Origin of the sequence: Desulfocapsa sulfexigens DSM 10523, assembly GCF_000341395.1 — a bacterium.
Lineage (GTDB): Bacteria > Desulfobacterota > Desulfobulbia > Desulfobulbales > Desulfocapsaceae > Desulfocapsa > Desulfocapsa sulfexigens.
In genome coordinates, this window is record NC_020304.1 from 1,902,021 (window position 1) to 1,925,374 (window position 23,354).

Here is a 23,354-nt window from a genome sequence, read left to right on the forward strand (position 1 = left end):
AAATTTATAATCCCAAACCTATTAATAAAGAAAAAGTCATGAAAGGAAAAGAAATCCGCAGACGTTTTATTGAGTATTTTGAGAAACATGATCATACCAGGGTTGAAAGTTCCTCCCTTGTTCCACATGATGATCCTACACTCCTCTTTGTAAATGCCGGAATGGTACAGTTTAAAACGGTGTTTATGGGCGAAGATAAACGCGATTATACTCGTGCTGTGACAAGTCAGCGATGTGTGCGTGCCGGTGGCAAACACAACGATCTCGAAAATGTTGGCTATACAGCCCGACATCATACGTTTTTTGAAATGCTCGGTAACTTTTCTTTTGGTGACTATTTTAAAGAGGATGCCATCAGGTTTGCCTGGGAGTTCCTTATTCAAGAGCTTAAACTTCCTGCTGAGCAAATGTGGGTTTCTGTTTTTGAGGATGACGATGAAGCATTTGAACTCTGGGAGAAGATAGAAGATCTTCCCAAGGGGCGTATTGTTCGTCTGGGGGAAAAAGACAACTTCTGGGCCATGGGAGACACTGGACCCTGTGGTCCCTGCTCCGAAATTCATATTGATCAGGGCAGAGAGGCAGGCTGTGATCGCCCTGATTGTGCGGTCGGCTGTGATTGTGATCGCTTCCTTGAACTGTGGAATCTCGTTTTTATGCAGTTTAATCGTTCAGAGGACGGAACAATGACGCCTCTGCCAAAACCCAGCATTGACACGGGAATGGGTCTTGAACGAGTAGCAGCGGTTCTACAGGGGAAATTTAACAATTACGATACGGACCTTTTTCAGCCAGTCATTCAAAAACTTGAAGGGTTGTCTGGCTGTAAGTATCTGGCCAATCAGGATGATACTACTGCCATGCGGGTCATTTCTGACCACGCCCGTGCTACCACTTTTCTGGTTGCCGACGGTGTTCTTCCCTCTAACGAAGGACGCGGCTACGTGTTGCGCCGGGTTATGCGCCGTGCCATCAGATATGGTCGTAACCTTGGGTTGACTAAACCCTTTCTTGAAGCAGTGACGGCTGAGGTGACAAACACCATGAAAGAGGCTCACCCTCACTTGAAGGATTGTGCGGACCTTCTGGCTAAGGTTGTTAATAATGAGGAACTGCGTTTTGGAGAAACCCTGGAGCATGGTCTCTCCATGCTTGATGAAGAGATAAAGCGACTTGCTAAGCTTAATGATAAGCTGATAAATGGTGAATTTGTCTTTAAACTCTATGACACCTTTGGCTTCCCTGTTGATATTGTACGCGATATCTCACTGGAACGGGGGGTGGAGTTTGATCATGACGGTTTTGCTGCCGCCATGGAAAAACAGAGAAATCAATCCCGTGCATCACGCAAGGGTGAGAATGTACGCATTCTTGGCAAAGGCCTGAAACAACTTATTGAAAGTGGAAACAGAAGCGAGTTTGTTGGCTACGTAGGGCTTAGCTCTCAAGCGGTGGTTTTTGGACTACTCGATCACGAAGGGGAGGTATGTGAAGAGTTGCCAGCTGGAACAGTGGGACAGCTGTTTGTGAGTGCTACTCCTTTCTATGCCGAAGCAGGTGGTCAGGCAGGGGATAAAGGAACTGTGTCCTGGGATGGTGGTGAGGCCGATGTGTACGGAACGCTGACCGAAGGCGAAGGGATTATCCTGCACAGGATAAAGATCACTAGGGGCATACTGGCTACAGGGGTAACTGTTCAGCTCGAAGTTGAAACAGCCAAGCGTAATGACACCGCTTCAAATCACACAGCAACCCATTTACTTCAGGCGGCCTTGAAAGAACTCCTTGGGGATCATATTAAACAGGCAGGTTCACAGGTGACACATGATCGTCTTCGCTTTGATTTTACACATTTCTCACAGCTGTCAGCCGATGAAAAAGAGACTGTTGAGAGAAGGGTAAATGAGAAAATTAGAGAGAATATCATTACCGACACAGCTGTACTTGAGCGTAACCAGGCAATTGAGCAGGGAGCAACGGCCCTTTTTGGTGAGAAATATGGGGACAGTGTCAGAGTTGTGAGTCTTGGAGATTTTTCTAAAGAGCTCTGTGGCGGAACTCATGTTGCGGCAACAGGAGACATAGGTCTTTTTCAAATTGTATCAGAAAGTGGCATTGCGGCAGGAGTGCGAAGGATTGAGGCCGTAACAGGAAGAGCTGCTCTGGAGAGAGTGCTTTCCCAGGCAAGACGGGAGCATGATGTGTGCGAAATGTTGAACGTTCAGCCAGACAATATTGTTGATCGAGTTGAAACTCTGGTTCGTAGCAATAAGTCCCTCGAAAGGCAGGTTGCTGACTTGTCCACCCAGCTTGCAACCACCGATCTTGTTGATCTCATGGAATCTGCAGCAGAGATAGAAGGGGTCAAAGTTATTGCAGCTGTCATTCCATTGGATAGTCCGAAAACCTTACGTGAAGTGGGGGATAGAGTGCGCGATGCCCTGGGGACTGGTGTGGCAGTGCTTGGCGGTGAAATTAATGGTAAGGCTGCGTTGCTTGCACTTGTATCAAAAGATCTTACAAAGAAAATAAAGGCTGGTGAACTTGTTAACAGGGTTGCAGTAATTGTTGGTGGTAAGGGTGGTGGCAGGCCAGACATGGCACAGGCTGGTGGCACCATGCCAGATAAAATGAAGGAGGCAATCGCTTCTGTGCACGAACATGTCCGTGAGCTCTTGGTCAAATGATCAGTGATAAGGCGTTTAAAAGAAAGAGGCCTTAATTTAAGGAAAAGATCACTGCAGTAACCTTTAGTTTATATAGCAGTTTTGTGTGGTGGGTAGAGCGCCGGAGATATCTGTCTTGCGTGAAATGGTGGCTGGAGCGTAACCTGTTTTTGGGTTGTAAAGTGAAAAAAACTGTAAGCCATTACCACAAAAATTTAGTTATTAAATCCAATAAGTGCTTTTCCAAGCGTTCGAAGGATTCTAATTATAGGAAATAGTAAAATAAATCGAGCTATTGTTCAAAACCGTTTGTTTCAAAATAAGAAATTCAAGCCCTTGACTCTCCTAAAAAAAGTTGACAGCGTAATGTATATGCGGTAGAACCGTTTTTCGTGTTGTGAATCACCATTCATTTTGGGCGATTTTTTTGAGTTATCTTAGCTAATCAGGAGCAGAGAAAATGGTTTCAATGGATATTACCCTGTTTCTTCAGATCGTAAATGCTATCGTTCTGATGTTTCTCCTCAATGGAGTCATCTATAAGCCGGTACTGAAGATTTTGAAGGAAAGAAAAGTCAAGTTACAAGGCATGCGTGATGATGTAACTAAGTACGAAGATAACGCCCGCAGACGTCAGGAAGAAGTAGACAAAAAAATGCACAAGGCCTCTAGCAGGGCCAAGGCTGCACTTGATAATGCGCGCGCCGGGGCAAAAGCCGCCGGTGAGGAGAAACTCGCCGCAATCAAGGCTGAAGCCGATGCTGATAAAGATAAACAGCTGGCAGATATTAAATCCCAGGTTGAGGCTGCTCGAAAAGATCTTGAAGCCGGACTTGACGGATTTGCTTCTGCCATGGCAGGAAAAATTTTGGGAAGGAGTCTGTAAGGATGAGGGAGATGAAGCGAACAATCGGGAAAGGTGCACTTGTTGCGCTGATTCTGTGGTTTGCCCTGGCTGCAGGTATTGTCTGGGCGTCTGACCACGGAACAACAGCGGCAACTGGTGAGGGAATGCCCACGGCGGATGCCCATGTCTCTGCTGAGATGCATGGTGAGGCTGCTGCCGGGCATGCAGTGGTTGAAGATCATGCAACAGAAACTGCGGCACTTCATGGTGATGCTGCTGCCGGACATGGTAACGCCCATGCGGTTGATAGTCTGTCGCCTGCAAAGCTCAAAGATCTCGGCTGGCGTGTGATGAACTTTATCGTGCTGATGATCATCCTGGTGAAGTTTGGTGCTAAGCCAATTGCCAATGGACTCGGTGCTCGTCGTAAACAGATTAGAGATGAGATTGAAGATCTTGAAGCGAAGAAAGTTGATGCTGAGAAAGCCTACAAGGAGTTTTCCGCAAAGCTTGAATCTGTTGAAAAAGACGTCGATTCTATCGTTGAAAAAGCTGTTGCCCAGGCCGAGGTTGAGAAGGTCAGGATTATAGAGGCTGCAGAAAAATCAGCTGCCGATATTAAACGTTCTGCAGAAATGGCAATTGCCAATGAAATTACTGCGGCTAAACGTAGCCTTAAGGTGAGCGTTACCGAGCAGGCAGCAATAATGGCTGAGGAGTTAATCGTTAAGAATCTGACAGCTGATGATCAGGTCAAGATTATCGAAGATTACTTAGATAAAGTAGGGGCCGTCCAGTGAAACAGGTTATCTTAGCAAGACGATATGCAAAGGCACTTTTCGCAGTCTGTAAGGAAAACGAAAAGTTTGATGAGTATAACGATGCTCTTCAGGGCCTTAATGGAGTGTTTGCCACGGACAGCAGTCTGGCGGACTCTCTTACCAACCCCCTCTACCCGATGGATGTACGCGAAAAGGTAATGGAAGGAATTGTTGCTTCCATGGGTGTTGATAAAGTTATGGGCAATTTTCTCAACCTGCTGGTCGAGAAAAAACGTGCTGGCGTTCTTCCTGATATTGCAGAAGAATTCCAGATCATGGTTGATGAAGAAAAAAATGTCAGTCATGGCAGCGTCGTCTCAGCAGTAGAACTGAGTGAAGAATTGCAGGCCAAAGTGCAGGCAACATTAGAAAAGCTTACTGGCAAGACAGTGAAACTGACTACCAGTGTGGATCCTTCAATCATTGGTGGCGTTGTTGCCAAGGTTGGTGATCTTGAATTAGACGGAAGTATCAGAACACAACTTGCGAGTTTAAAAGATTCCATTAAGGGGAGAGAGTAGCAATGCAAATCAAAGCCGAAGAAATCAGTCAGATTATAAAAGATCAGATTGGTGAGTACGAAACCAGTATTGACCTGAATGAGACCGGTACCGTCATCTCCGTTGGTGATGGTATTGCACGTGTTTACGGAGTCCAAAATTGTATGGCCATGGAACTTCTTGAATTCCCTGGTGGAATCATGGGTCTGGCTCTCAACCTTGAGGAAGACAACGTAGGTTGTGCAGTCCTTGGTTCGGTTACCAAAATTAAAGAAGGTGACCTTGTAAAGCGTACCGGGAAAATCGCAGAGGTTCCTGTTGGACCGGAGATGGAAGGTCGTGTTGTTGATGGTATCGGTTTCCCAATTGATGGGCAGGGTGCTATTAATGCAAAGCTGAGTTCCAAAATAGAAGTTCTGGCCCCTGGTGTTATTGCCCGTAAAGGTGTACATGAGCCATGTTACACTGGTGCTAAGGCCGTTGATGCCATGACTCCAGTAGGACGTGGACAGCGTGAGCTTGTTATTGGTGACAGGCAGATTGGAAAAACTGCCCTTTGTGTTGATGCTATTATCGCCCAAAAACATACAGACGTTCATTGTATTTATGTGGCTGTTGGTCAGAAAAAATCAACCGTAGCACTTATTGTTGAGGCCCTAAGAAAACACGGTGCAATGGAATACACCACCGTAGTTGCTGCATGTGCCTCTGATCCAGCTCCTATGCAGTACATTGCACCATTTGCCGGAACTTCCATGGGTGAGTATTTCCGTGATAATGGCCAGCATGCACTTATCGTCTATGATGATTTGTCAAAACAGGCCGTTGCCTATCGTGAACTTTCACTGCTTCTTCGTCGTCCACCAGGACGTGAGGCATATCCTGGAGATATTTTCTTCAACCATTCCCGTCTCCTTGAGCGTTCATCCAAGGTTTCTGATGAACTTGGTGCCGGATCTTTGACTGCACTTCCAATTATTGAGACCCAGGCTGGTGACGTTTCTGCTTTCATTCCTACGAACGTTATTTCCATCACAGATGGCCAGGTATATCTCGAGCCTAACCTGTTCTTCTCAGGTGTTCGTCCTGCCATTAACGTAGGTCTGTCCGTATCTCGTGTTGGTGGTGCCGCACAGGTGAAAGCGATGAAACAGGTTGCTGGTACACTTCGCCTAGACCTTGCTCAGTATCGTGAGTTGGCTGCTTTTGCTGCATTTGGATCTGATCTTGATGCTAAGACTCAAGCACAGTTGACTCGTGGTGAACGTCTGGTTGAAATCTTAAAACAACCACAGTACGCACCACTTACCATGGAAAAACAGGTTACCATCCTTTATGCAGGTGCCAATGGCTATCTTGATAAGCTTCCTATTGACACTATGAGGGATTACGAGGATGAGATGTTCAGCTATATTGAGTCCAATGATGCCTCTATCTTTGCAGACCTGAAAGAGCAGGAAGAATTCACTGATGCCATTAAAGAAAAGCTGAATAAAGCACTTGATGCTTTCGGTGAAACTTTTAAGGCAACCAAGGGCCTCAAATAATAGAGGAGAACGCTTGATATGCCTAGTTTAAAAGACGTTCAAAATAAGATAGTTGGTGTCAAGAAGACGGCACAGATAACATCGGCCATGAACATGGTCGCTTCTGCTAAGCTTCGTGGTGCACAGGAGAAGATGGAGAATTTCCGTCCCTATGCCGACAAGTTTAATGAGGCCATGTCCAATCTTTCGGGTGGTGGAAATACCGACGCGTTTCCTCTGATGGATGTGCGTGATGTTAAAACCGTGGAACTTGTCGTTATAACATCGGATCGGGGATTGTGTGGATCCTTTAATTCAAACATACTGAAACTCGCCTATAAAAAGATTGATGAGTATGAGGCTCAGGGGAAGACGGTTAGTGTTGTCTGTGTAGGAAAAAAAGGAAATCAGTCTCTGAAAAAAACGGGAAAGGTTCGGACTCGTTTTGTTGATATCATGTCTGATTTTCAGATGTTCAATGCCAGAGAGATCGCTCAGGATGTAGCAACTAATTTCCTCAGTGGCGCTGCTGATAAAGTTGAAGTTATTTATGGAAGTTTTCAATCTGTAGCCATTCAGCGACCAGTCGTTCAGGAGATGCTCCCCATCACTCCAATCGAAACAGAAGGTGAGGAGATTAAAAAACAGGCAGGAGACTATATCTATGAGCCTTCAACCGAAGAAATCATGGATGTTATGCAGCCTCTGTACCTGAATGTCATAATTTATCATGCCATGCTTGAAGTCGGTGCTTCCGAACATGCAGCAAGAATGACTTCCATGGATAACGCTACTAACGCATGTAAGGATATTGTAAGCGACCTCACCCTTGTGTACAACAAAGCAAGGCAGGCTGCTGTTACCGGTGAGCTGATGGATATTGTTGGCGGCGCCGAAGCCCTTAAGGGATAATAACCATACGCAAATATAATACTTTGAGGAGGGAGATATCCCGATGAGTGAGCAAAACGTAGGAAAAATTACAAGAGTCATTGGACCAGTTGTCGATGTTGAATTTGAAGCTGGTAAACTACCAAGAATTCTGGATGCACTTTTTGTATCCAACCCAGGCATTAATGATGATGCTGACAATCTGGTAATCGAAGTTGCCCAGCATCTTGGTGATAATGCTGTCCGCTGTATTGCCATGGATGCAACCGATGGTCTGGTTCGTGGCATGGAAGCCCGTGACAGTGAACTGCCTATTACTATTCCTGTAGGGCAGCCTGCCCTTGGTCGTATCATGAATGTAGTCGGACGGCCAGTTGATGGTTTAGGCGCTATTGATGACACCAAAAAAATGCCTATACATCGTGAGGCACCTGCTTTCACAGATCTTGACACTGAAGTTCGTGTTCTTGCAACTGGTATTAAGGTAATTGATCTTCTTGTCCCATTCCCTATGGGTGGAAAAATGGGTCTGTTCGGCGGTGCTGGTTGTGGAAAAACCGTTATTATGATGGAGATGGTTAATAACATCGCCATGCATCATGGTGGAATTTCTGTATTCTGTGGTGTTGGTGAGCGTACTCGTGAAGGAAACGATCTGTACAACGAAATGAAAGAGTCTGGAGTACTGCCAAAAGCCGCTCTTGTTTACGGTCAGATGACTGAACCTCCAGGAGCTCGTTCTCGAGTTGCTCTTACAGGCCTTACTGCTGCAGAGTATTTCCGTGATGAAGAGGGACAGGACGTTCTCTTTTTCGTAGATAATATCTTCCGTTTCACTCAGGCTGGTTCTGAGGTTTCCGCCCTTCTTGGTCGTATTCCTTCAGCTGTTGGTTATCAGCCTACACTTGCAACAGACTTAGGTGGACTTCAGGAACGCATTACATCTACTAATAAAGGATCTATTACTGCTGTACAGTGTGTTTATGTACCTGCAGATGACTTGACAGATCCGGCTCCTGCCACAACATTTGCTCATCTTGACGGAACCGTTGTTCTTTCTCGTCAGATCGCTGAGCTTGGTATTTACCCTGCTGTTGATCCACTTGATTCAACTTCTCGTATCCTTGACCCCAACGTAGTTGGCCAGGAACATTATGATGTTGCTCGTGGTGTTCAGATTTCCCTGCAGAAGTACAAAGATCTTCAGGATATTATCGCTATTCTTGGTATGGACGAACTTTCAGAAGATGATCAGATTCTTGTAGGACGTGCTCGTAAGATTCAGCGTTTCCTCTCTCAGCCTTTTACAGTTGCTGAGGTTTTTACTGGTATGGCAGGTAAATTTGTGGCCGTTGAAGACACTGTTGCCGGATTCAAGGAAATTCTTGAAGGCAAACATGATGAAATGTCTGAAAACTCAGTTTACATGGTTGGTTCAATTGCTGAAGCTCTTGAAAAAGAAGCAAAAGCCAACGCATAAACTAACTGACAAGCATACGAGGATATACAATGGCACAACAAATACATTTAGAAGTAGTAACTCCTGCCGGGGCTGTGGTTAGCGAGGATGTGGATATCGTTAATGCACCTGGATATGGTGGTGACTTTGGTGTGTTGGCCAATCATGCTCCTTTTCTTTCTACTATTAAAATCGGGATCCTGACCTATGCACAGGGTAATAACAGGAAAAGTCTTATGATTAGTGGCGGCTTCTCTGAAGTCTCCAATAATAAAATTACTTTTCTTGTTGAGAGTGCCGAAAGTGGTAGTAGTATTGATGTAGATAGGGCTATGAAGGCAAAAGAGAGGGCTGAAAAACGCCTTGCTCAGGCTGCTGCGCATGATGATCAGTTTAATCAGGTCAGGGCCGAGGCGGCTCTGCAGCGCGCACTTGCACGAATCAAAGCATCTAAGATTGCTTGATTAAGTAATCTATAGTAATATTAGAAGGTCGTCCTTTTTGGGCGACCTTTTTTTTTACCTTTTTTGTATCAGTTTATTTGATATTGATAATCTATCTTTTTGAGGAGTATGTATGAAAGCCAAGGAACGCATGGGCATAGCACGACAGATGCCAGTTGAAACGTCTCCAGCTAAGCGTGTGAAGAATTTTGATGAAATTGTTTCTGGATACAGTGAGTTTACAGCTATTCTTGAAGCAGAGCGCTGTCTCCAGTGCAAAAAACCTACCTGCATGAATGGCTGTCCTATTCATAATAATATACCAGGATTTATTAAGCATCTGCGTGAAAAGAAGTTTGAAGAAGCATACTGGACTATTCGTGAGACCTCATCCATGCCTGCGATTTGCTCCAGAGTCTGTCCCCACGAATTTCAATGTGAAGGGTTTTGTGTACGTGGCAAAGGAAAAGGACAATCTGTTGCTATTGGTATGCTTGAAAGATTTATTGTTGATTGGATGGTAGAGAATAAGAAACCAATGGAGACTGCATGTGCTATTCCTGGTGATAAGAAGGTCGCTATTATTGGCTCAGGACCTGCAGGAATGACAGTTGCCTACTGGCTTGCCCATAAGGGAATTCCCTGTACAATTTTTGAAGCATTGCCAGTGTATGGCGGTATGCTTACCGTAGGCATCCCTCCATTTCGCCTCCCACGAGATATCATAAATGCAGAAATTGATGCTTTAAAGCATTGTGGGGTCACTCTTCATACCAACGTCGTTATTGGCAGAGATAAAACCATTGCCGATCTCAGAGCCGAAGGATTCGATGCCATTTTTAATGGTGTTGGCGCCCATGCCAGTAGAAAGCTGGGGCTTGATGATGAAGAAACAACAGCCGGTGTTTTTCATGGAGTAGATTATCTGCGACGTGTAAATTTAGGTGAAAAGCTAGATCTTGGAAAGAAAGTGGTGGTTGTTGGTGGTGGAAATGTTGCCATTGATGTCGCCCGAACCTCGTTACGTCTTGGTTCTACAGATGTTTTTATTCTCTATAGACGATCCCGTGAAGAGATGCCTGCATCTTCAGCCGAAATTCATCACCTTGAAGAGGAAGGGGTTCGCATTGAATTTCTTGCTGCTCCAGTAAAAATACATTCTGAGAATGGTAAACTGACTAAAGTTGAATGCGTTAGAATGGAACTCGGTGAACCCGATGATTCAGGTCGGCGTCGTCCTGTTGTCCAGGAAAATTCTAATTTTATGATCGAGGCAGACTCTATTGTTCCTGCTATCAGTCAGAATGTTGAGCATACTGCTATTACCGGAACAGATGTAGAACTCATGTCATGGGGTACCTTCGACACTGACGCCAGAACACTGCAGACGTCGTTGGAATATATGTTTGCTGGTGGTGACAATGTTCTAGGACCTCAAACAGTTGCTAAAGCTGTATACCAGGGAAAAGTCGCTGCGGAATCGATAGAACGGTATATTAATGGTCAGGATCTCAAAGAAGATAGAGAATTCTTATGTGATCAAATTGATTGGTAACTCAGTAACTGATCAGAAATATGGTTCTGTATTCTTTCAGCGGGTTGATCTGATCTGTGTCAAAGGCCTTACATTCCATTGGAATTTAAGGCCTTGTCGTATTACTGAATCAGTTTTTCTAAAGGCTTGCTGCAGTGGAATGGATATAACTCTGTACGCCTGAGACGATATCTTCGGCGATCATATTTAGAAATGTATCTGTACTGAGGTTTTTTGATTCCTTGGGGTTTGTAATGAAAGCGACTTCTATCAGAATGGCTGGCATTTCAGCACCAATCAAGACATAAAATGGTGCCTGTTTGACACCAAGATCCTTGAACTTCTTCTTTTGCTGACCCTCCATCCCGTTACACAATGAATTATGAACAAATCCTGCAAGTCTTGAGGATTCGTTTATTTTCGAATTCTTTAGAATATCAGAAAGAATATCCTGTAGGTCACTCATCTGGTGAGTTGATGTGGCATTCTCAAAGGCTGCAACCCGCATAGCCTCGGCATTTGTAGAAAGATTAAGGTAGTAGGTTTCCAAACCATGAACCTTCGGGGAATGATGGGCATTGATGTGAAGGGAAATAAAAAGATCTGCCTCGTTGGTGTTGGCAATTGCAGTTCGTTCTTCAAGTGGAATAAAGACATCGGTATCACGGGTGAGAATAACCTCTGCGCCTGTTTCTTTAGATAAAATAGGAGCGAGTTTTTGAGCGATTTCGAGGACAATATTTTTTTCTTTTAAACCAAAAGCTGAGGCACCGGGATCTTTACCGCCATGTCCAGGATCAATAATTATTTTCCTTACTCCAAGTCCGAGTTGTTGAGCTAGTGAAAGTTGCTTTTCAGCTATCTCCTCAACATTCTTTTTTGGGCTGGCCTTTTCTATAGTGTTTTCTGAAGCGGCGATTTCTTTGGTGGCGTTTACTCTGATCTTTTTAAAATCTTCTAGAATGGTAATTTGTTCTACAGTACTGTCTTCAATACTACTGGAGGGTATCTCTGATGCAACCTGAACTGGTGGTTTCGGAATGTTTTTAGCAGGCTTGGTAGTTGCATTTGACGCTTCACCTCGAACATCAATAACCACGCGAAAGGGATCCGGCAGACTGAATATCTTGTAGTCTGAGATAGATTCTATATCCAGGACCACACGAACAACTTCAGGAGTGAACTGACCGGTTCTGATTTGCTTTAGGAGACCATCTTCAATGGGAACAGGTGCTCGATATTTTGGTTCTATATAAGATTGTTGAAAATCAAGATACAATCTTCTTGGTTTAGTGCCGTTTTTTTCTAAAAGTGTCTCCTGATATCGGACTGGGCCGGATGCATTAATAACAACACGAGTGTAGTTATTATTAGACCAATATTTTACAGGGAGCACGTAGTTAAGGTTCCCCAGATAGGTGCTCTTAAGCATGGCATCGGGTAAGGGGATGTTGTGTTCCTGGGAAATCATTTTGAGTTTATCGGATGCGTGACTGTACATATCACCATTTCGATAATCTGCTATAATTCTGGTGTAATGAACCGCAGCCTTTTGAGGGTCATTTTTTTTATTCAGATAAAGGTTTCCAACGGCAAGGAGTGCATCGTCAGCAAGACTGTTCTTTGGGAACAGATCAGAGACATCAGAATAATAGGATAGTGATTCCTGAAGATCCAATTCGTTGTTAAAACGACGATACATTTTGGCGTACATCCGGCCGAGCATATAGAGACTTGGTGCTGCAAAATAGGATTTTGGACTGCTTAGATAAATTTTCCTGAAATTTCGTACCCCGTTTAACCAGTTATCGCGAGAAGTACCTAATGTACTGTTGGTATGAAGCTCGTTGTAATAAAATTTTGCCTGCTGGTAACGTTTTTCGAGATTGGAAAAATCAGAGGAATCTGGCTCAATCTCGGCTGCTGGAGACAAACCTGCAGATAGAAAATAGCTGAAGAAAAGTAAAAGAAAGAAAGATATGAAAAGTTTAACCATTACTTGCTGTTAGGTGCCTGGGTGGTCTCGTCGGGTATGAATGTTAATCAGCATAAATCGAAATAATTGATATCATTTGCTATATTTACGGGAGTATACCTAAAAGATATCCTGAAGGCAAAAGAAAATATGCATATAAGCTCTGAAAAGGTCAATAAAATAAGGGATTGAAAAAAATTAAGAGTCGTATTACTTCAGGTGCTTCATAAGTTCGTAGATAAGATCAAGCGCCTGACGGGGGCTGAGGTCGTCGACGCTAATATTTTGGAGCAGTGTACGTAATGGATCCTGTTGAGCTGGAGGGAAGAGAGATAACTGGTTAGGATGTTTTTTACCACGGGGTTTTCGGGGATTAGAACTTTTAGCGATGCTTGGTGTCCCGTCGTGATTGAATTCTCCTTGTTCAATGTTTTTAAGAATCTCTCCAGCACGCCTGACGACACGCTCTGGGACTCCGGCAAGGCCAGCAACCTGAATACCATAGGAACGATTGGTTCCACCTTTCACAAGTTTGTGGAGAAAGATAATGGTGTCGTTCCATTCACGAACTGCAATGGAGTAGTTTCGGACCCTTTCCTCGGTCCTGGCAAGGTCGGTGAGCTCGTGATAATGTGTAGCAAAGAGGGTTTTGACGCCTTTATTGTTTTTTTGAACAAGATCCTCTGCTACTGCCCACGCTATGGAGAGGCCATCAAAAGTTGAGGTGCCTCGGCCGATTTCATCAAGAATGACCAGGCTTTTTTCGGTAGCATTGTTGAGAATATTGGCGGTTTCGTTCATCTCAACCATAAACGTTGACTGACCACGTCTGAGATCATCCATGGCTCCGACTCGAGTAAAGATCCTGTCAACGACACCAATGGAAGCTTCTTTTGCTGGAACAAAGGAACCCATTTGTGCCATAAGGACAATGAGTGCTGTTTGACGGAGGATGGTGGATTTTCCAGCCATATTGGGACCGGTTATAATAAGCACTTCTTCTGTTTCCTGATCAAGGTGTACATCATTGGGGACAAATTTGCCATTCGGGAGAGATCGTTCAATGACAGGATGTCTCCCCTCAATGATGTCGATAGAATCGCCGTTGTTAACTTCTGGGCACTTGTAGCGATAAAGGTGAGCAACCTCGGCAAGGCAGACTAGAAAATCAGTTTTGGCGAGTAATGCGCCACTTTTTAATAGCCGTGAACTTTCGCTGGCGAGTTGGGAGCGAATTTCAACGAAGAGTTGGTATTCGAGTTCGAGCCGTCTATCCTGAGCACCAAGCACCTTTGTTTCAAACTCCTTGAGTTCAGGTGTGATAAAGCGTTCTGCGTTGACAAGGGTTTGTTTTCGAATATAGGTATCGGGGACATTGGCGGACTGGAGTCGGCTTACTTCGATGAAATAGCCAAAGACCTTATTAAATCCGACTTTAAGTTTTGCTATACCCGTGGCGTTGCGCTCCTGACTTTCGAGATCAAGGATAAGTTGTCTGCCGTGGCGCTGAATATGCATCAGTTCGTCGAGTTCTTCGTTGTACCCTTCCTTTATCAATCGTCCTTCCCTGAGGGTGATGGGGGCTTCTTCATGAATGGTGTTTTCGAGGAGTTGGTGGAGATCTGCAAGAACATCCAGGTCTTCTCCAATTTTCCGTATATGCTCTGCATCACATTGGAGTAGCAGTTCCCTGATGGCAGGGAGTTTCGCAAGAGATTGTTTTAACGCAAGCATGTCACGACCATTTCCGTTTCCCAGGACCATACGACTGTTTAGTCGTTCAACGTCATAGATGGTGGTGAGAAGTTCCCGGAAGGTATTGCGGATGGCTGTGTGGCCATAAAGAAACCGTACAGCACCAAGACGTGCGTTAATGCGTTCAACGTTCTGAAGGGGAAAGAGAATTTCCTGCTTGAGCATTCTGGCACCCATCGGTGTGCAGCTGTGGTCAAGAACAGAAAGGAGGGAGCCCTCACGCTGAGACCCTATAATTGTCTGGGTGAGTTCAAGGTTTCTTCTGGATGAGTCGTCAATCTGAAGGATAAGCTCAAGATCAATTGGAGTGAGTTTCTCTATATGGCTGATGTCACTTTTCTGCGTTTCAATGACATAGTCAAGGAGGACTCCGGCTGCAATGACTCCCTGTTTTAATGTGTTGCAGCCAAATCCCGCTAAATTGTTTACCTTAAAATGTTCAATGAGAAGCTCTTCACAGCTTGAAAAATGAAACTGAGTTGCAGGGCGCTGGGTGACACATAAGCCGGGAAGAAGGGTGGTGGCTGTATCGACCAGACCTCCAATGAGATCGAGGTCGTTTTCATTTACCAGCAATTCTGCAGGTGTCATGCGGGTGAGCTGGTCGAGGATGCTTTCACCATTGTTGGTAGTGTCTAGAAATTCACCTAAGAGAAATGCACCTGTACTGAGATCAAGAAAACTGATTCCGTAAAGAGTGTCATTTCCTTTACCTTTACAGCAGATTGCAGCAACATAGAGGTTGTCCTTGTCATCAAGAATTCCGGAATCTACTACCACCCCAGGGGAGACGACACGAACTACTTCACGGCGCACTATGCCCTTGGCTTCACTGGGATTTTCTGTTTGTTCACAGATTGCAACACGGCGTCCTGCCTTAACAAGTTTCGCAAGGTATCCGCTTGCTGCATGATAGGGAATGCCACACATGGGAACTTTATTGGTAGCGTCTTTACTGTTTCGCGATGTCAGGGTTATTCCGAGAATTTTTGAAGCAACCGCAGCATCTTCAAAAAACATTTCATAAAAATCGCCCATCCTGTAAAAGAGAATAGCATCTTGATATTGCTCCTTGATTTCAAGGTACTGTTGGAGCATGGGAGTGATTTTTGGAGCTTTAGTCATTGTTTCCTGTTGTGTCTTTAAGAAGTTTCTGAAAAGGGGGGAGAAGTTTGTCAAATGTAGTCTGGAGATGCTCAGGAATTGAGCGAACATCTGCAAGTACCGTCATAAAGTTGTGATCTCCTTCCCAGCGTGGAACAATATGAAAATGGAGGTGATCTGCAATACCAGCTCCTGCAACACTGCCAAGATTGCACCCAATGTTGAGGCCATCTGGATGTAAAAACTCACGGAGTATTTGGGTGGCCTCTGAAACCATGGCCATGAGGGAGTCTCGTTCGGACTTGTTCAATTCGGTGATACAGGCAATGTGTCTCGTTGGTGCAATTAATAGATGGCCATTGCTGTATGGGTATCTGTTTAGGAGAACGATGTCTTTCTGGTCCCGATAGAGCAACAACGATTCCCTGTCGAAAGAGGCTGTGCCCGGTGGTTCAAAGAGACAACCAGTAATTTTGGCTGTTTTTCCTTGGACATGCTCCATGCGCCAGGGCGCCATAAGTGTTCTCATAACCACGGGTCGGCTAGCCGATGAAGGGAAGCATTTAAGCCCTTTTCGTCGATGGTGAGAATAGCATAACTTCCAGGAGCTCCATAACGACCACTGTTTGAGAAGGAACCGGGATTGACAAAGAGTGTCTTGGCCAGGCGATGATTTACGGCGATATGGGTATGACCATAAACAATACAATCAGCGACTGGGAAGAGACTCCACATGCGTTCTTCAATGGTATGTCTTACTCCGGCACCGTGGCAAAGGCCGATACTGTATCCCTCAATAGTGATTGTTTTATCAGTGGGGAGGGTGCGGTATGAGGAGGTGTCACACATGTTTCCATGAACCGCATGTACTTCTTTTCCTTCAAAGGCAGTAAGAATAGAGATGTCAGTAAGATCACCGGCGTGGAGAATTATGGAACAGTCACCAAAGGCGAGTTGCACTTGTTGTAGAAACCATGGTGAGGGGCTGGTGAGGTGGGTGTCTGAAAGAATGCCAATGCGGGTCACGGAAAAATAATCTCCTTTTTTTTGTTTTCCTTCGGCTTGTGAGTTACAGGGTGGTGATTATTATAACGTGAAGCAGGTGACGAAGCACCTGAAAAATTTTTCTTTTTCACCAGTACCTGATAGACTTTTAAAAAGTTTGTTTTGGATAAAAAGGATTCTGAATATATTCGTACTAACTGTGCAGGAGTTAATCATATATGGAAAATAAAAATGCAGACCATGTTGAAGCTGAAGTGATAAATGAAGGTGGTGCAAATAAAGATATTGCTCTGCCAAGTCAGATTTTCCCCAAACATCTTTATCTTATTCCTATTGCCAGTCGGCCGTTTTTTCCGGGGCAGGTTCAGCCTATTGTGTTATCCGGAGAGTACTGGAGGGAAACCATACAAAAGATTGGTGAAACTGAACAGAAGCTGGTGGGGTTGGTTTATACCAGCAATATTCCTGCTCAGAATACTGCTCCCGAGGATTTTGCCAAAATAGGGTGTGTGGGAAAAATTCTTAAACCCTCCATGGAAGAGTCTAATATTCATTTTATCTGCCAGGGCATGCGTCGTTTTCGTATTAAGCGCTGGCTCGATACTAAGGTTCCGTTTCTGGTTGAGGTAGAGTATCCCGATGAAGATCAGGGAACTACTATAAATAATATCGAGACCAGGGCCTACGCCCTCTCTATCATTGCAGCGGTAAAAGAATTGGTGCATGCCAATCCATTACATGGCGAAGAGTTGAAGCAGGCTTTGCAGTATTTTTCACCCAGTGAGCCGGCCCCCCTTACCGATTTCGCAGCAACTCTCACTACGGCCACCGGGGATGAATTGCAGAAGGTTCTTGCGACTCTGCCGATTTTGAAACGGATGCAGCGGGTATTTCCTCTGCTCCAGAAAGAGGTTGAAATCACAAAGCTTCATGGTGAAATCAGTAAGGATGTAAACACCAAAATTACGCAACGGCAACGACAGTTTTTTTTGAAGGAACAGTTGAAGACCATACAGAAGGAGCTGGGTATCACCAAGGATGATCGTAAGTCTGACGCTGAAGAATTTGAAAAGCGGATCGAAAAATTGACTCTTCCCGAGGCTGTGGCCGAACGTGTCGAGGATGAACTGAAGAAATTAAGCTTTCTTGAAAAAGGATCTCAGGAATATGCGGTGACCAGGAATTATCTGGATTGGATGACCTCTGTTCCCTGGGGTGTTTTTTCCAGAGATAAGCTTGGAATAAAAGAAGCAAGAGAGATTCTTGATCGGGACCATGATGGACTTGAGGATGTGAAGGACAGAATAATAGAATTCCTGGCCGTTGGAGCGTATAAAAAAGAGATAGCAGGATCCATCATGCTGCTTGTCGGCCCGCCAGGTGTCGGGAAGACATCTATTGGTCATTCTGTTGCCGATGCTATGGGAAGAGAGTTTTATCGCTTCAGTCTTGGCGGTATGCGGGATGAGGCGGAAATTAAAGGACATCGACGCACCTATATTGGATCCATGCCCGGAAAGTTTGTGCAGGCTCTCAAGGTGGTGAAGACCTCTAATCCAGTGATTATGCTTGATGAAATTGATAAGATTGGCGCCTCGTTCCACGGAGATCCAGCCTCTGCCTTGCTTGAGGTGCTCGACCCCGAACAGAACGCTGATTTTCTGGATCACTATCTTGACCTCCGGGTGGATCTTTCAAAGGTTCTCTTTATATGTACCGCCAATCAGCTTGACACTATCCCCGGGCCATTGCTTGATCGGATGGAAATCATCCGTCTTTCAGGATATATAACTGAAGAAAAAATTACTATTGCCAGGAATCATCTTTGGCCGAAGGCATTGCAAAAAGCCGGGTTGAAAAAGAAACAATTGAAGATCAGTGATGCCGCCTTGAGGCTTCTTGTCGAAGGATATGCTCGAGAGGCTGGCGTCCGTAAAACAGAAAAGCATCTGTTGAAGATTGTGCGGAAAGCTGTAGTTCGGTTTCTTGAAGATCCTGAGCTTCTTCTTTCGGTAACTGTAAACAACATCGAAGATTTCTTAGGAAAGCCATTTTTTAAAAAGACATCCCGCATCGAGGGCATAGGGGTTATTACAGGACTTGCCTGGACTGCCCTGGGCGGAGTCACTCTTGCCGTGGAGGCTACAGCTGTGCCAAGTGAGCGTACGGGGTTTAAGCAAACCGGGCAGCTCGGTGATGTAATGCGGGAATCTTCTGAAATAGCCTACAGTTTTTTGCTGTCCAATGCTGCACGGTATGGAGTCAATAAGGAGTTTTTTAAGAAACATTTTATTCATCTCCATGTTCCTGAAGGGGCCACGCCAAAAGATGGTCCAAGTGCTGGTGTGACTATGGCATCTGCTTTGCTCAGCCTTGGTATGGGAAAAAAGGTTAAACGGAATCTTGCAATGACAGGAGAGTTAACCCTTACTGGGATAGTACTCCCGGTTGGAGGTATTAAGGAAAAGGTGATCGCGTCTAAACGAAATGGTATTAACGAATTGATCTTACCGGAGGCGAACCGTGATGATTTTGAAACTCTGCCCGACTACATTAAGGAAGGATTCACGGTGCATTTTGCTGAAAAGTATGATCAGGTTGCAAAGGTGATCCTGTCGGCATTGAAAGGCTGAGGAATGAAGAAGACAAGTAGAAATAACATATTACTGGCTCTCTTTGCCTTGGTTATTTACCTGCTGGCACAGCAGGGGGAAAATTTTTCAGACATTGCCACTGTCGTTCCCGGGGGATCTGAAACGACAGTGGAAGCAGCCTTTGCCAATCAGCAAAGTGATTTACAGATTCAGGGTCGTGGGATTGTGAAAAAGGTTCTTCCTGATGATCGTGAGGGGACGCAGCATCAAAAGTTTATTTTACAGGTAGATCCTGACCAGACAGTACTTGTGGCCCATAATATTGATGTGGCGGCCAGACTGGAAGGGCTGGAAGCAGGGGACACCGTGGAGTTCTATGGTGAGTATGAGTGGACAGCACAGGGTGGTGTTATTCATTGGACGCATCGTGATTTAGATGGCCGTCACACAGACGGTTGGTTGAGATATAATGGAAAAACATACCAGTAGCGTGTTCCAAAGAAGAGTTGTCAACAGTTTTGGCTTTTCTTTGCAGGGTTTGCAGGCAACCTTCAGGGAAGAGGAGGCTTTCAGGGTGGAAATTATTCTGGCAGCCATGCTGATTCCCCTCGGATTGTTTCTTGGTGATAGCGGAACTGAAAGAGCGCTGCTTATTGGTAGTGTCTTTCTTGTTTTGATTGTTGAAGTCATGAATTCTGCAATTGAAAGCGTGGTGGACAGGTTCGGTGGTGAACAGCATGATCTTTCAGGCCGTGCCAAGGATCAGGGGTCTGCTGCTGTTTTTCTGTCGCTTATGCTGGTGGTGTTGGTATGGGCACTCCTGCTGCTATTTTAGTGTATAAGAAAGTTTTTTGTGTCCTTACGATAGTAAAAAACCAGAAATCCAATAGAGTCCCATTCCAATGAGGACAGTTCCTCCAAGACTTTTTGTTTTCACGGCAAAAAGAAGGGTGGGAATGGCCACTAGAAATTCGGGTTTTCCGATCTCCAGAGAACGGGATGCCTGATCAGTGAAGAGAATTGGGGCAAGCAGGGAACAGAGGATTGCAACGGGGATCAGGCTTAGCCATTCAACCAGCCATTTCGGCAGATCTCTCCGGGCCAGAAAAAAAAGCGGTAACCAGCGGGGAAGATAGGTGACAAGACCCATCCCGGCAAACAGGAAAAGATAGTCGGGAAAACTCATGTGTGTTTCTCTCTATACTGTTTGAAAAAATATCCAAATGTTGCAGCAGTGATGGAGCCTCCTATTATGTAGCTGTCACCGGGAATAAGCAGATACCACGCCACACTGATGCCAAGAGCCGCTATTCCGGTGAGTACGTAGACAATATTGTGAAGTTGGAAGAGTAAAAGAGCCAGAAACATTGCCGTGAGCGCGTAATCCGTGCCAAAAGCTCCCCTGGGAATGAATTGACCAAGTACTGCTCCGCAGACAGTAGAGATGATCCAGGTCGTATTTGCAAGTTGATTTACGGTAATGGCGCGCTTGTGATCCCAGTTTCCCGTGCGGAAATGGGTCATATTTACAGCGAAACTTTCATCGGTGATACCGTAGGCAAAAGCGCTTAAAAACAGTCGGCGAATCCCGTTCAAGTGTACTGCCACTGCAGAGCTCATAAGGAAATGGCGCAGGTTGACAACGAAGGTTGTAAAGATAATGGACCAGGTCGAGGCACCTGCTGCAAGCATTGCGACGCAGATGAACTGGGCAGATCCTGCAAAGACAAGTATGGACATCATGGCCACTGCCCAGAAAGGGATAGCTGCCTGAGTGGCCAGTACTCCGAGGGCCAGGCCGATGGGTATGTATCCAAAGCATATGGGCCAGGATGCTGTGGCTCCATCCCAAAACCAGGATTCATTTTTGGTGGTGACGTGGGTGTGTTCGGTCATCTGTTACCTCGCGCTTCCTTCAGCCCTAATCTTCATGCTAAACACGTGTAGAGTGTTAGTCGTTCCATATTTTATGGGTTGCCAAAGAGGTGTTTTCATGGCTATAGTAGCAGCTTTTTGGTATTCTGAAAATTTTTTATGTGTTTTTTTTAAACGAGTTTCGTAAAGGTGTTTTCACTCCTCAAGGAAGCACCATATTGAGTGCCGGAGTATTTACCGCATACCAGTGTTAAAAGAATCTACGCGTGTTGTTTTTGAAAAAATATTTCCCAGAAGACTGGGGATTGATGGAGAAAAATTATGTTTGCAGCTTCTGATTTACGTAAAGGGCTTAAAATTCAAATTGATGGTCAGCCATATATTATCACCAATTTTGAATTCTCTAAACCAGGTAAGGGCCAGGCCCTGTATCGTTGCAAAATGCGCAACATGATAACAGGGAATCAATTCACCCAGACCTATCGCTCCAATGAGAAATTTGAAAAACCGGCTCTTGAAGAGCGTAACATGGAGTATCTGTATAATCAGGGTGATGAGTTTCACTTTATGGATACCGAGAATTACGAGCAGACATTTATTACCAGAGAGCAGCTTGGTGAGAATGTTAATTTTCTGCAGGACAACATGAAGCTGGATGTTTTGTTTTTTGACAATAAACCAATTGGTGTCACACTTCCTATTTTTGTTAACCTTATGGTTACAGTGGCAGAACCCTGGGCAAAGGGTGATACTTCTGGAAATGATACCAAACCTGTGACTGTGGAGACCGGTTATAGCCTTCAGGTTCCGCCGTTTGTTGTTGAAGGTGACAAAATTCAGATTGACACCCGAACCGGGGCATATGTGACCCGAGTAAAAGAGTAATATTCAGTGCTTGATCAACAGAGGCTGCAACTTCGTGCAGCCTTTTTTCAGGCAATTCGCATTTTTTTTCAGGATCTGGGGTTTCTTGAAGTTGATACTCCTGTTCGCCAGCCACTTGTTATCCCGGAACAGAACATAGCTCATGTTCCTTCGGGAACGCATTTTCTGCAATCCTCCCCGGAATTATATATGAAGCGTTTGCTCGCTTCCGGTTGCGAACGGATCTTTCAGATTTGCCGTTGTTTCAGATATGGCGAACATGGCAGGCTGCATCTGGAAGAGTTTGTGATGCTGGAGTGGTATCGACTGGACGCAGATTACAATGATTTGATGTTGGATTGTGAGCAGTTGTTCCAGTTTTTAGGGACAGAGGTGGCGGGTTGCCATTTCCCTGTTTCTCTCGCTGGACAATGGGACCGTATCACGGTGGAGCAGGCATTCCAAAACTATTGCCCGGTTTCAGTAAATCAGGCGTTACAGGAGGATCGTTTTGATCTCCTGTTGGTGGAACATATTGAGCCCCATTTAGGGGGCAATATTCCCACCTTCCTTTATGATTATCCTCTTGAGCTAGCATCTCTTGCACGTCCTAAAGCAAGTCAGCCTGAAGTGGCTGAACGGTTTGAGCTGTACATGAGCGGAATCGAGTTGGCCAACGGCTTCTCCGAACTTACGGATTCTGTGCAGCAAAGAAGTCGTTTTGAAGAAGAATTTAACAAAATGGGTCTCCGTGACAGAGCACAGAGGAAAATGCCGGAATTCTTTCTGCGAGACCTGGAAAAGATAGATAGGGCAGCAGGGATTGCCATGGGGCTTGACAGACTATTTATGCTTCTTGCTGGTCAGGACAGTCTTGCTACTGCGGTTACATTCTCGCCGGATGAGCTTGATATGTAAGATGATTGTTGAATAGAATCCCTTTGACGTTGCACGGTTGATTGTGATAAAATTTCTCAAGTGAAGGATCGGTCTGTCAGGCCGAACCTGTTTTGTCTTTTTCATAGGGAAAAGGACTTACTTTACATTTGGAGATGAACCATGAACACAAAGGAACTGAAAAAGATCCTTGCTGGAATCGGTGTCGTTGGCCTGTTGGCTGGTGGCGGCATCGCTGTTCCGGGGAGTGCCGGGGCAAGCGGTTGAGGTGGCACCAAGCCCAGTGCAGTTGGCACTGAAGAAAAACCTGCCCCAGGCAGTGGTTGAGGCGGAACTAAAGACGGCGCAGTTAGCGTCGAAGAACATGTGGAAAATGCGGGAGAAGCTGCAGAAGCTGTAGAGGGTGCCGTAGAAGAGGTAACACCCGAACCAGCAGGTAGTGGCTGAGGCGCAAGTAAACCCGACGCAGGTAGCGTCGAAGGTGTCAAGGAGTAGGTACTCCCAAAAGAGCGACTGAAGTGCTTGGTATTTAGGTTTGGTCGCACCTGTTGATATAAAAAAAGCCGATCATGATAGTTTTCATGGTCGGCTTTTTTGT

21 protein-coding genes are annotated in these 23,354 nt (G+C 45.1%); 15 read left to right on the forward strand and 6 right to left on the reverse strand.

What is annotated here, in order from left to right:
• The first annotated feature begins 38 nt into the window (after window positions 1–38).
• The 9 genes from alaS (at window position 39) to UWK_RS08495 (ending at window position 10,708) form a co-directional block, all read left to right on the forward strand.
• Complete coding sequence (alaS, locus tag UWK_RS08455) at window positions 39–2,687, forward strand: alanine--tRNA ligase (protein ID WP_015403950.1); 2,649 nt, start codon at window positions 39–41, stop codon at window positions 2,685–2,687.
• A 439-nt stretch (window positions 2,688–3,126) separates the two neighbouring features.
• The gene (locus tag UWK_RS08460; protein WP_015403951.1) at window positions 3,127–3,552 is read left to right on the forward strand and encodes an ATP synthase F0 subunit B; all 426 of its coding nucleotides are present in this window, start codon (window positions 3,127–3,129) and stop codon (window positions 3,550–3,552) included.
• A gap of 11 nt (window positions 3,553–3,563) precedes the next feature.
• Entirely contained in the window at window positions 3,564–4,313 is a 750-nt protein-coding gene (locus UWK_RS08465; protein ID WP_167320735.1) for a F0F1 ATP synthase subunit B family protein, read from the forward strand.
• A complete protein-coding gene (atpH, locus tag UWK_RS08470; protein WP_015403953.1) occupies window positions 4,310–4,855 on the forward strand; it encodes an ATP synthase F1 subunit delta in 546 nt (181 codons plus the stop codon). The genes UWK_RS08465 and atpH overlap by 4 nt, the downstream gene beginning before the upstream one ends.
• A gap of 2 nt (window positions 4,856–4,857) precedes the next feature.
• Window positions 4,858–6,381, forward strand: a complete 1,524-nt coding sequence (gene atpA / locus UWK_RS08475) for a F0F1 ATP synthase subunit alpha (protein WP_015403954.1) — start codon at window positions 4,858–4,860, stop codon at window positions 6,379–6,381.
• 18 nt (window positions 6,382–6,399) lie between these two features.
• Window positions 6,400–7,272 (forward strand): ATP synthase F1 subunit gamma, encoded by an 873-nt coding sequence (gene atpG / locus UWK_RS08480; RefSeq protein WP_015403955.1) that lies wholly within the window; start codon window positions 6,400–6,402, stop codon window positions 7,270–7,272.
• A gap of 43 nt (window positions 7,273–7,315) precedes the next feature.
• Window positions 7,316–8,731, forward strand: a complete 1,416-nt coding sequence (atpD, locus tag UWK_RS08485; protein ID WP_015403956.1) for a F0F1 ATP synthase subunit beta — start codon at window positions 7,316–7,318, stop codon at window positions 8,729–8,731.
• 29 nt (window positions 8,732–8,760) lie between these two features.
• The gene (locus tag UWK_RS08490; protein WP_015403957.1) at window positions 8,761–9,174 is read left to right on the forward strand and encodes a F0F1 ATP synthase subunit epsilon; all 414 of its coding nucleotides are present in this window, start codon (window positions 8,761–8,763) and stop codon (window positions 9,172–9,174) included.
• A gap of 112 nt (window positions 9,175–9,286) precedes the next feature.
• Complete coding sequence (locus tag UWK_RS08495) at window positions 9,287–10,708, forward strand: NAD(P)-dependent oxidoreductase (RefSeq protein ID WP_015403958.1); 1,422 nt, start codon at window positions 9,287–9,289, stop codon at window positions 10,706–10,708.
• A gap of 118 nt (window positions 10,709–10,826) precedes the next feature.
• Here UWK_RS08495 and UWK_RS18430 read toward each other — a convergent pair whose 3' ends face one another.
• From UWK_RS18430 to UWK_RS08515, 4 genes are all read right to left on the reverse strand, one after another.
• Window positions 10,827–12,683, reverse strand: coding sequence for an N-acetylmuramoyl-L-alanine amidase (locus UWK_RS18430; RefSeq protein WP_015403959.1), 1,857 nt, complete (start codon window positions 12,681–12,683; stop codon window positions 10,827–10,829).
• 189 nt (window positions 12,684–12,872) lie between these two features.
• Window positions 12,873–15,542 (reverse strand): DNA mismatch repair protein MutS, encoded by a 2,670-nt coding sequence (gene mutS, locus UWK_RS08505; RefSeq protein WP_015403960.1) that lies wholly within the window; start codon window positions 15,540–15,542, stop codon window positions 12,873–12,875.
• Window positions 15,535–16,038 (reverse strand): HIT family protein, encoded by a 504-nt coding sequence (locus tag UWK_RS08510; protein ID WP_015403961.1) that lies wholly within the window; start codon window positions 16,036–16,038, stop codon window positions 15,535–15,537. Before UWK_RS08510 ends, mutS begins: the two co-directional genes overlap by 8 nt.
• 8 nt (window positions 16,039–16,046) lie before the next feature.
• Complete coding sequence (locus UWK_RS08515; RefSeq protein ID WP_015403962.1) at window positions 16,047–16,547, reverse strand: metallophosphoesterase family protein; 501 nt, start codon at window positions 16,545–16,547, stop codon at window positions 16,047–16,049.
• A 197-nt stretch (window positions 16,548–16,744) separates the two neighbouring features.
• Here UWK_RS08515 and lon point away from each other — a divergent pair, with 197 nt between their 5' ends.
• From lon to UWK_RS08530, 3 genes are read left to right on the forward strand one after another with little or no spacing between them, the layout of a single operon-like run.
• On the forward strand, window positions 16,745–19,159 hold the full coding sequence (lon, locus tag UWK_RS08520) for an endopeptidase La (protein ID WP_015403963.1): 2,415 nt from the start codon (window positions 16,745–16,747) through the stop codon (window positions 19,157–19,159).
• Between the two features lie 3 nt (window positions 19,160–19,162).
• Window positions 19,163–19,609, forward strand: a complete 447-nt coding sequence (locus tag UWK_RS08525; RefSeq protein ID WP_015403964.1) for a DUF3465 domain-containing protein — start codon at window positions 19,163–19,165, stop codon at window positions 19,607–19,609.
• Window positions 19,590–19,955 (forward strand): diacylglycerol kinase, encoded by a 366-nt coding sequence (locus UWK_RS08530; RefSeq protein WP_015403965.1) that lies wholly within the window; start codon window positions 19,590–19,592, stop codon window positions 19,953–19,955. The genes UWK_RS08525 and UWK_RS08530 overlap by 20 nt, the downstream gene beginning before the upstream one ends.
• Before the next feature lie 24 nt (window positions 19,956–19,979).
• Here UWK_RS08530 and UWK_RS08535 read toward each other — a convergent pair whose 3' ends face one another.
• Both UWK_RS08535 and UWK_RS08540 read right to left on the reverse strand, forming a co-directional pair.
• Window positions 19,980–20,306, reverse strand: a complete 327-nt coding sequence (locus tag UWK_RS08535) for an AzlD domain-containing protein (RefSeq protein ID WP_015403966.1) — start codon at window positions 20,304–20,306, stop codon at window positions 19,980–19,982.
• Window positions 20,303–21,016, reverse strand: a complete 714-nt coding sequence (locus tag UWK_RS08540; protein WP_015403967.1) for an AzlC family ABC transporter permease — start codon at window positions 21,014–21,016, stop codon at window positions 20,303–20,305. Before UWK_RS08540 ends, UWK_RS08535 begins: the two co-directional genes overlap by 4 nt.
• A gap of 300 nt (window positions 21,017–21,316) precedes the next feature.
• Between UWK_RS08540 and efp the strand changes: the two genes are divergently transcribed.
• The 3 genes from efp (at window position 21,317) to UWK_RS19820 (ending at window position 23,203) form a co-directional block, all read left to right on the forward strand.
• Complete coding sequence (gene efp / locus UWK_RS08545; RefSeq protein WP_015403968.1) at window positions 21,317–21,880, forward strand: elongation factor P; 564 nt, start codon at window positions 21,317–21,319, stop codon at window positions 21,878–21,880.
• 6 nt (window positions 21,881–21,886) lie between these two features.
• Complete coding sequence (locus UWK_RS08550; protein WP_015403969.1) at window positions 21,887–22,777, forward strand: amino acid--tRNA ligase-related protein; 891 nt, start codon at window positions 21,887–21,889, stop codon at window positions 22,775–22,777.
• A 141-nt stretch (window positions 22,778–22,918) separates the two neighbouring features.
• Window positions 22,919–23,203 carry a selenobacteriocin gene (locus UWK_RS19820; protein WP_074195169.1) on the forward strand — a complete coding sequence of 95 codons (285 nt, stop codon included), beginning with the start codon at window positions 22,919–22,921 and terminating at the stop codon, window positions 23,201–23,203.
• Window positions 23,204–23,354 lie beyond the last annotated feature (151 nt).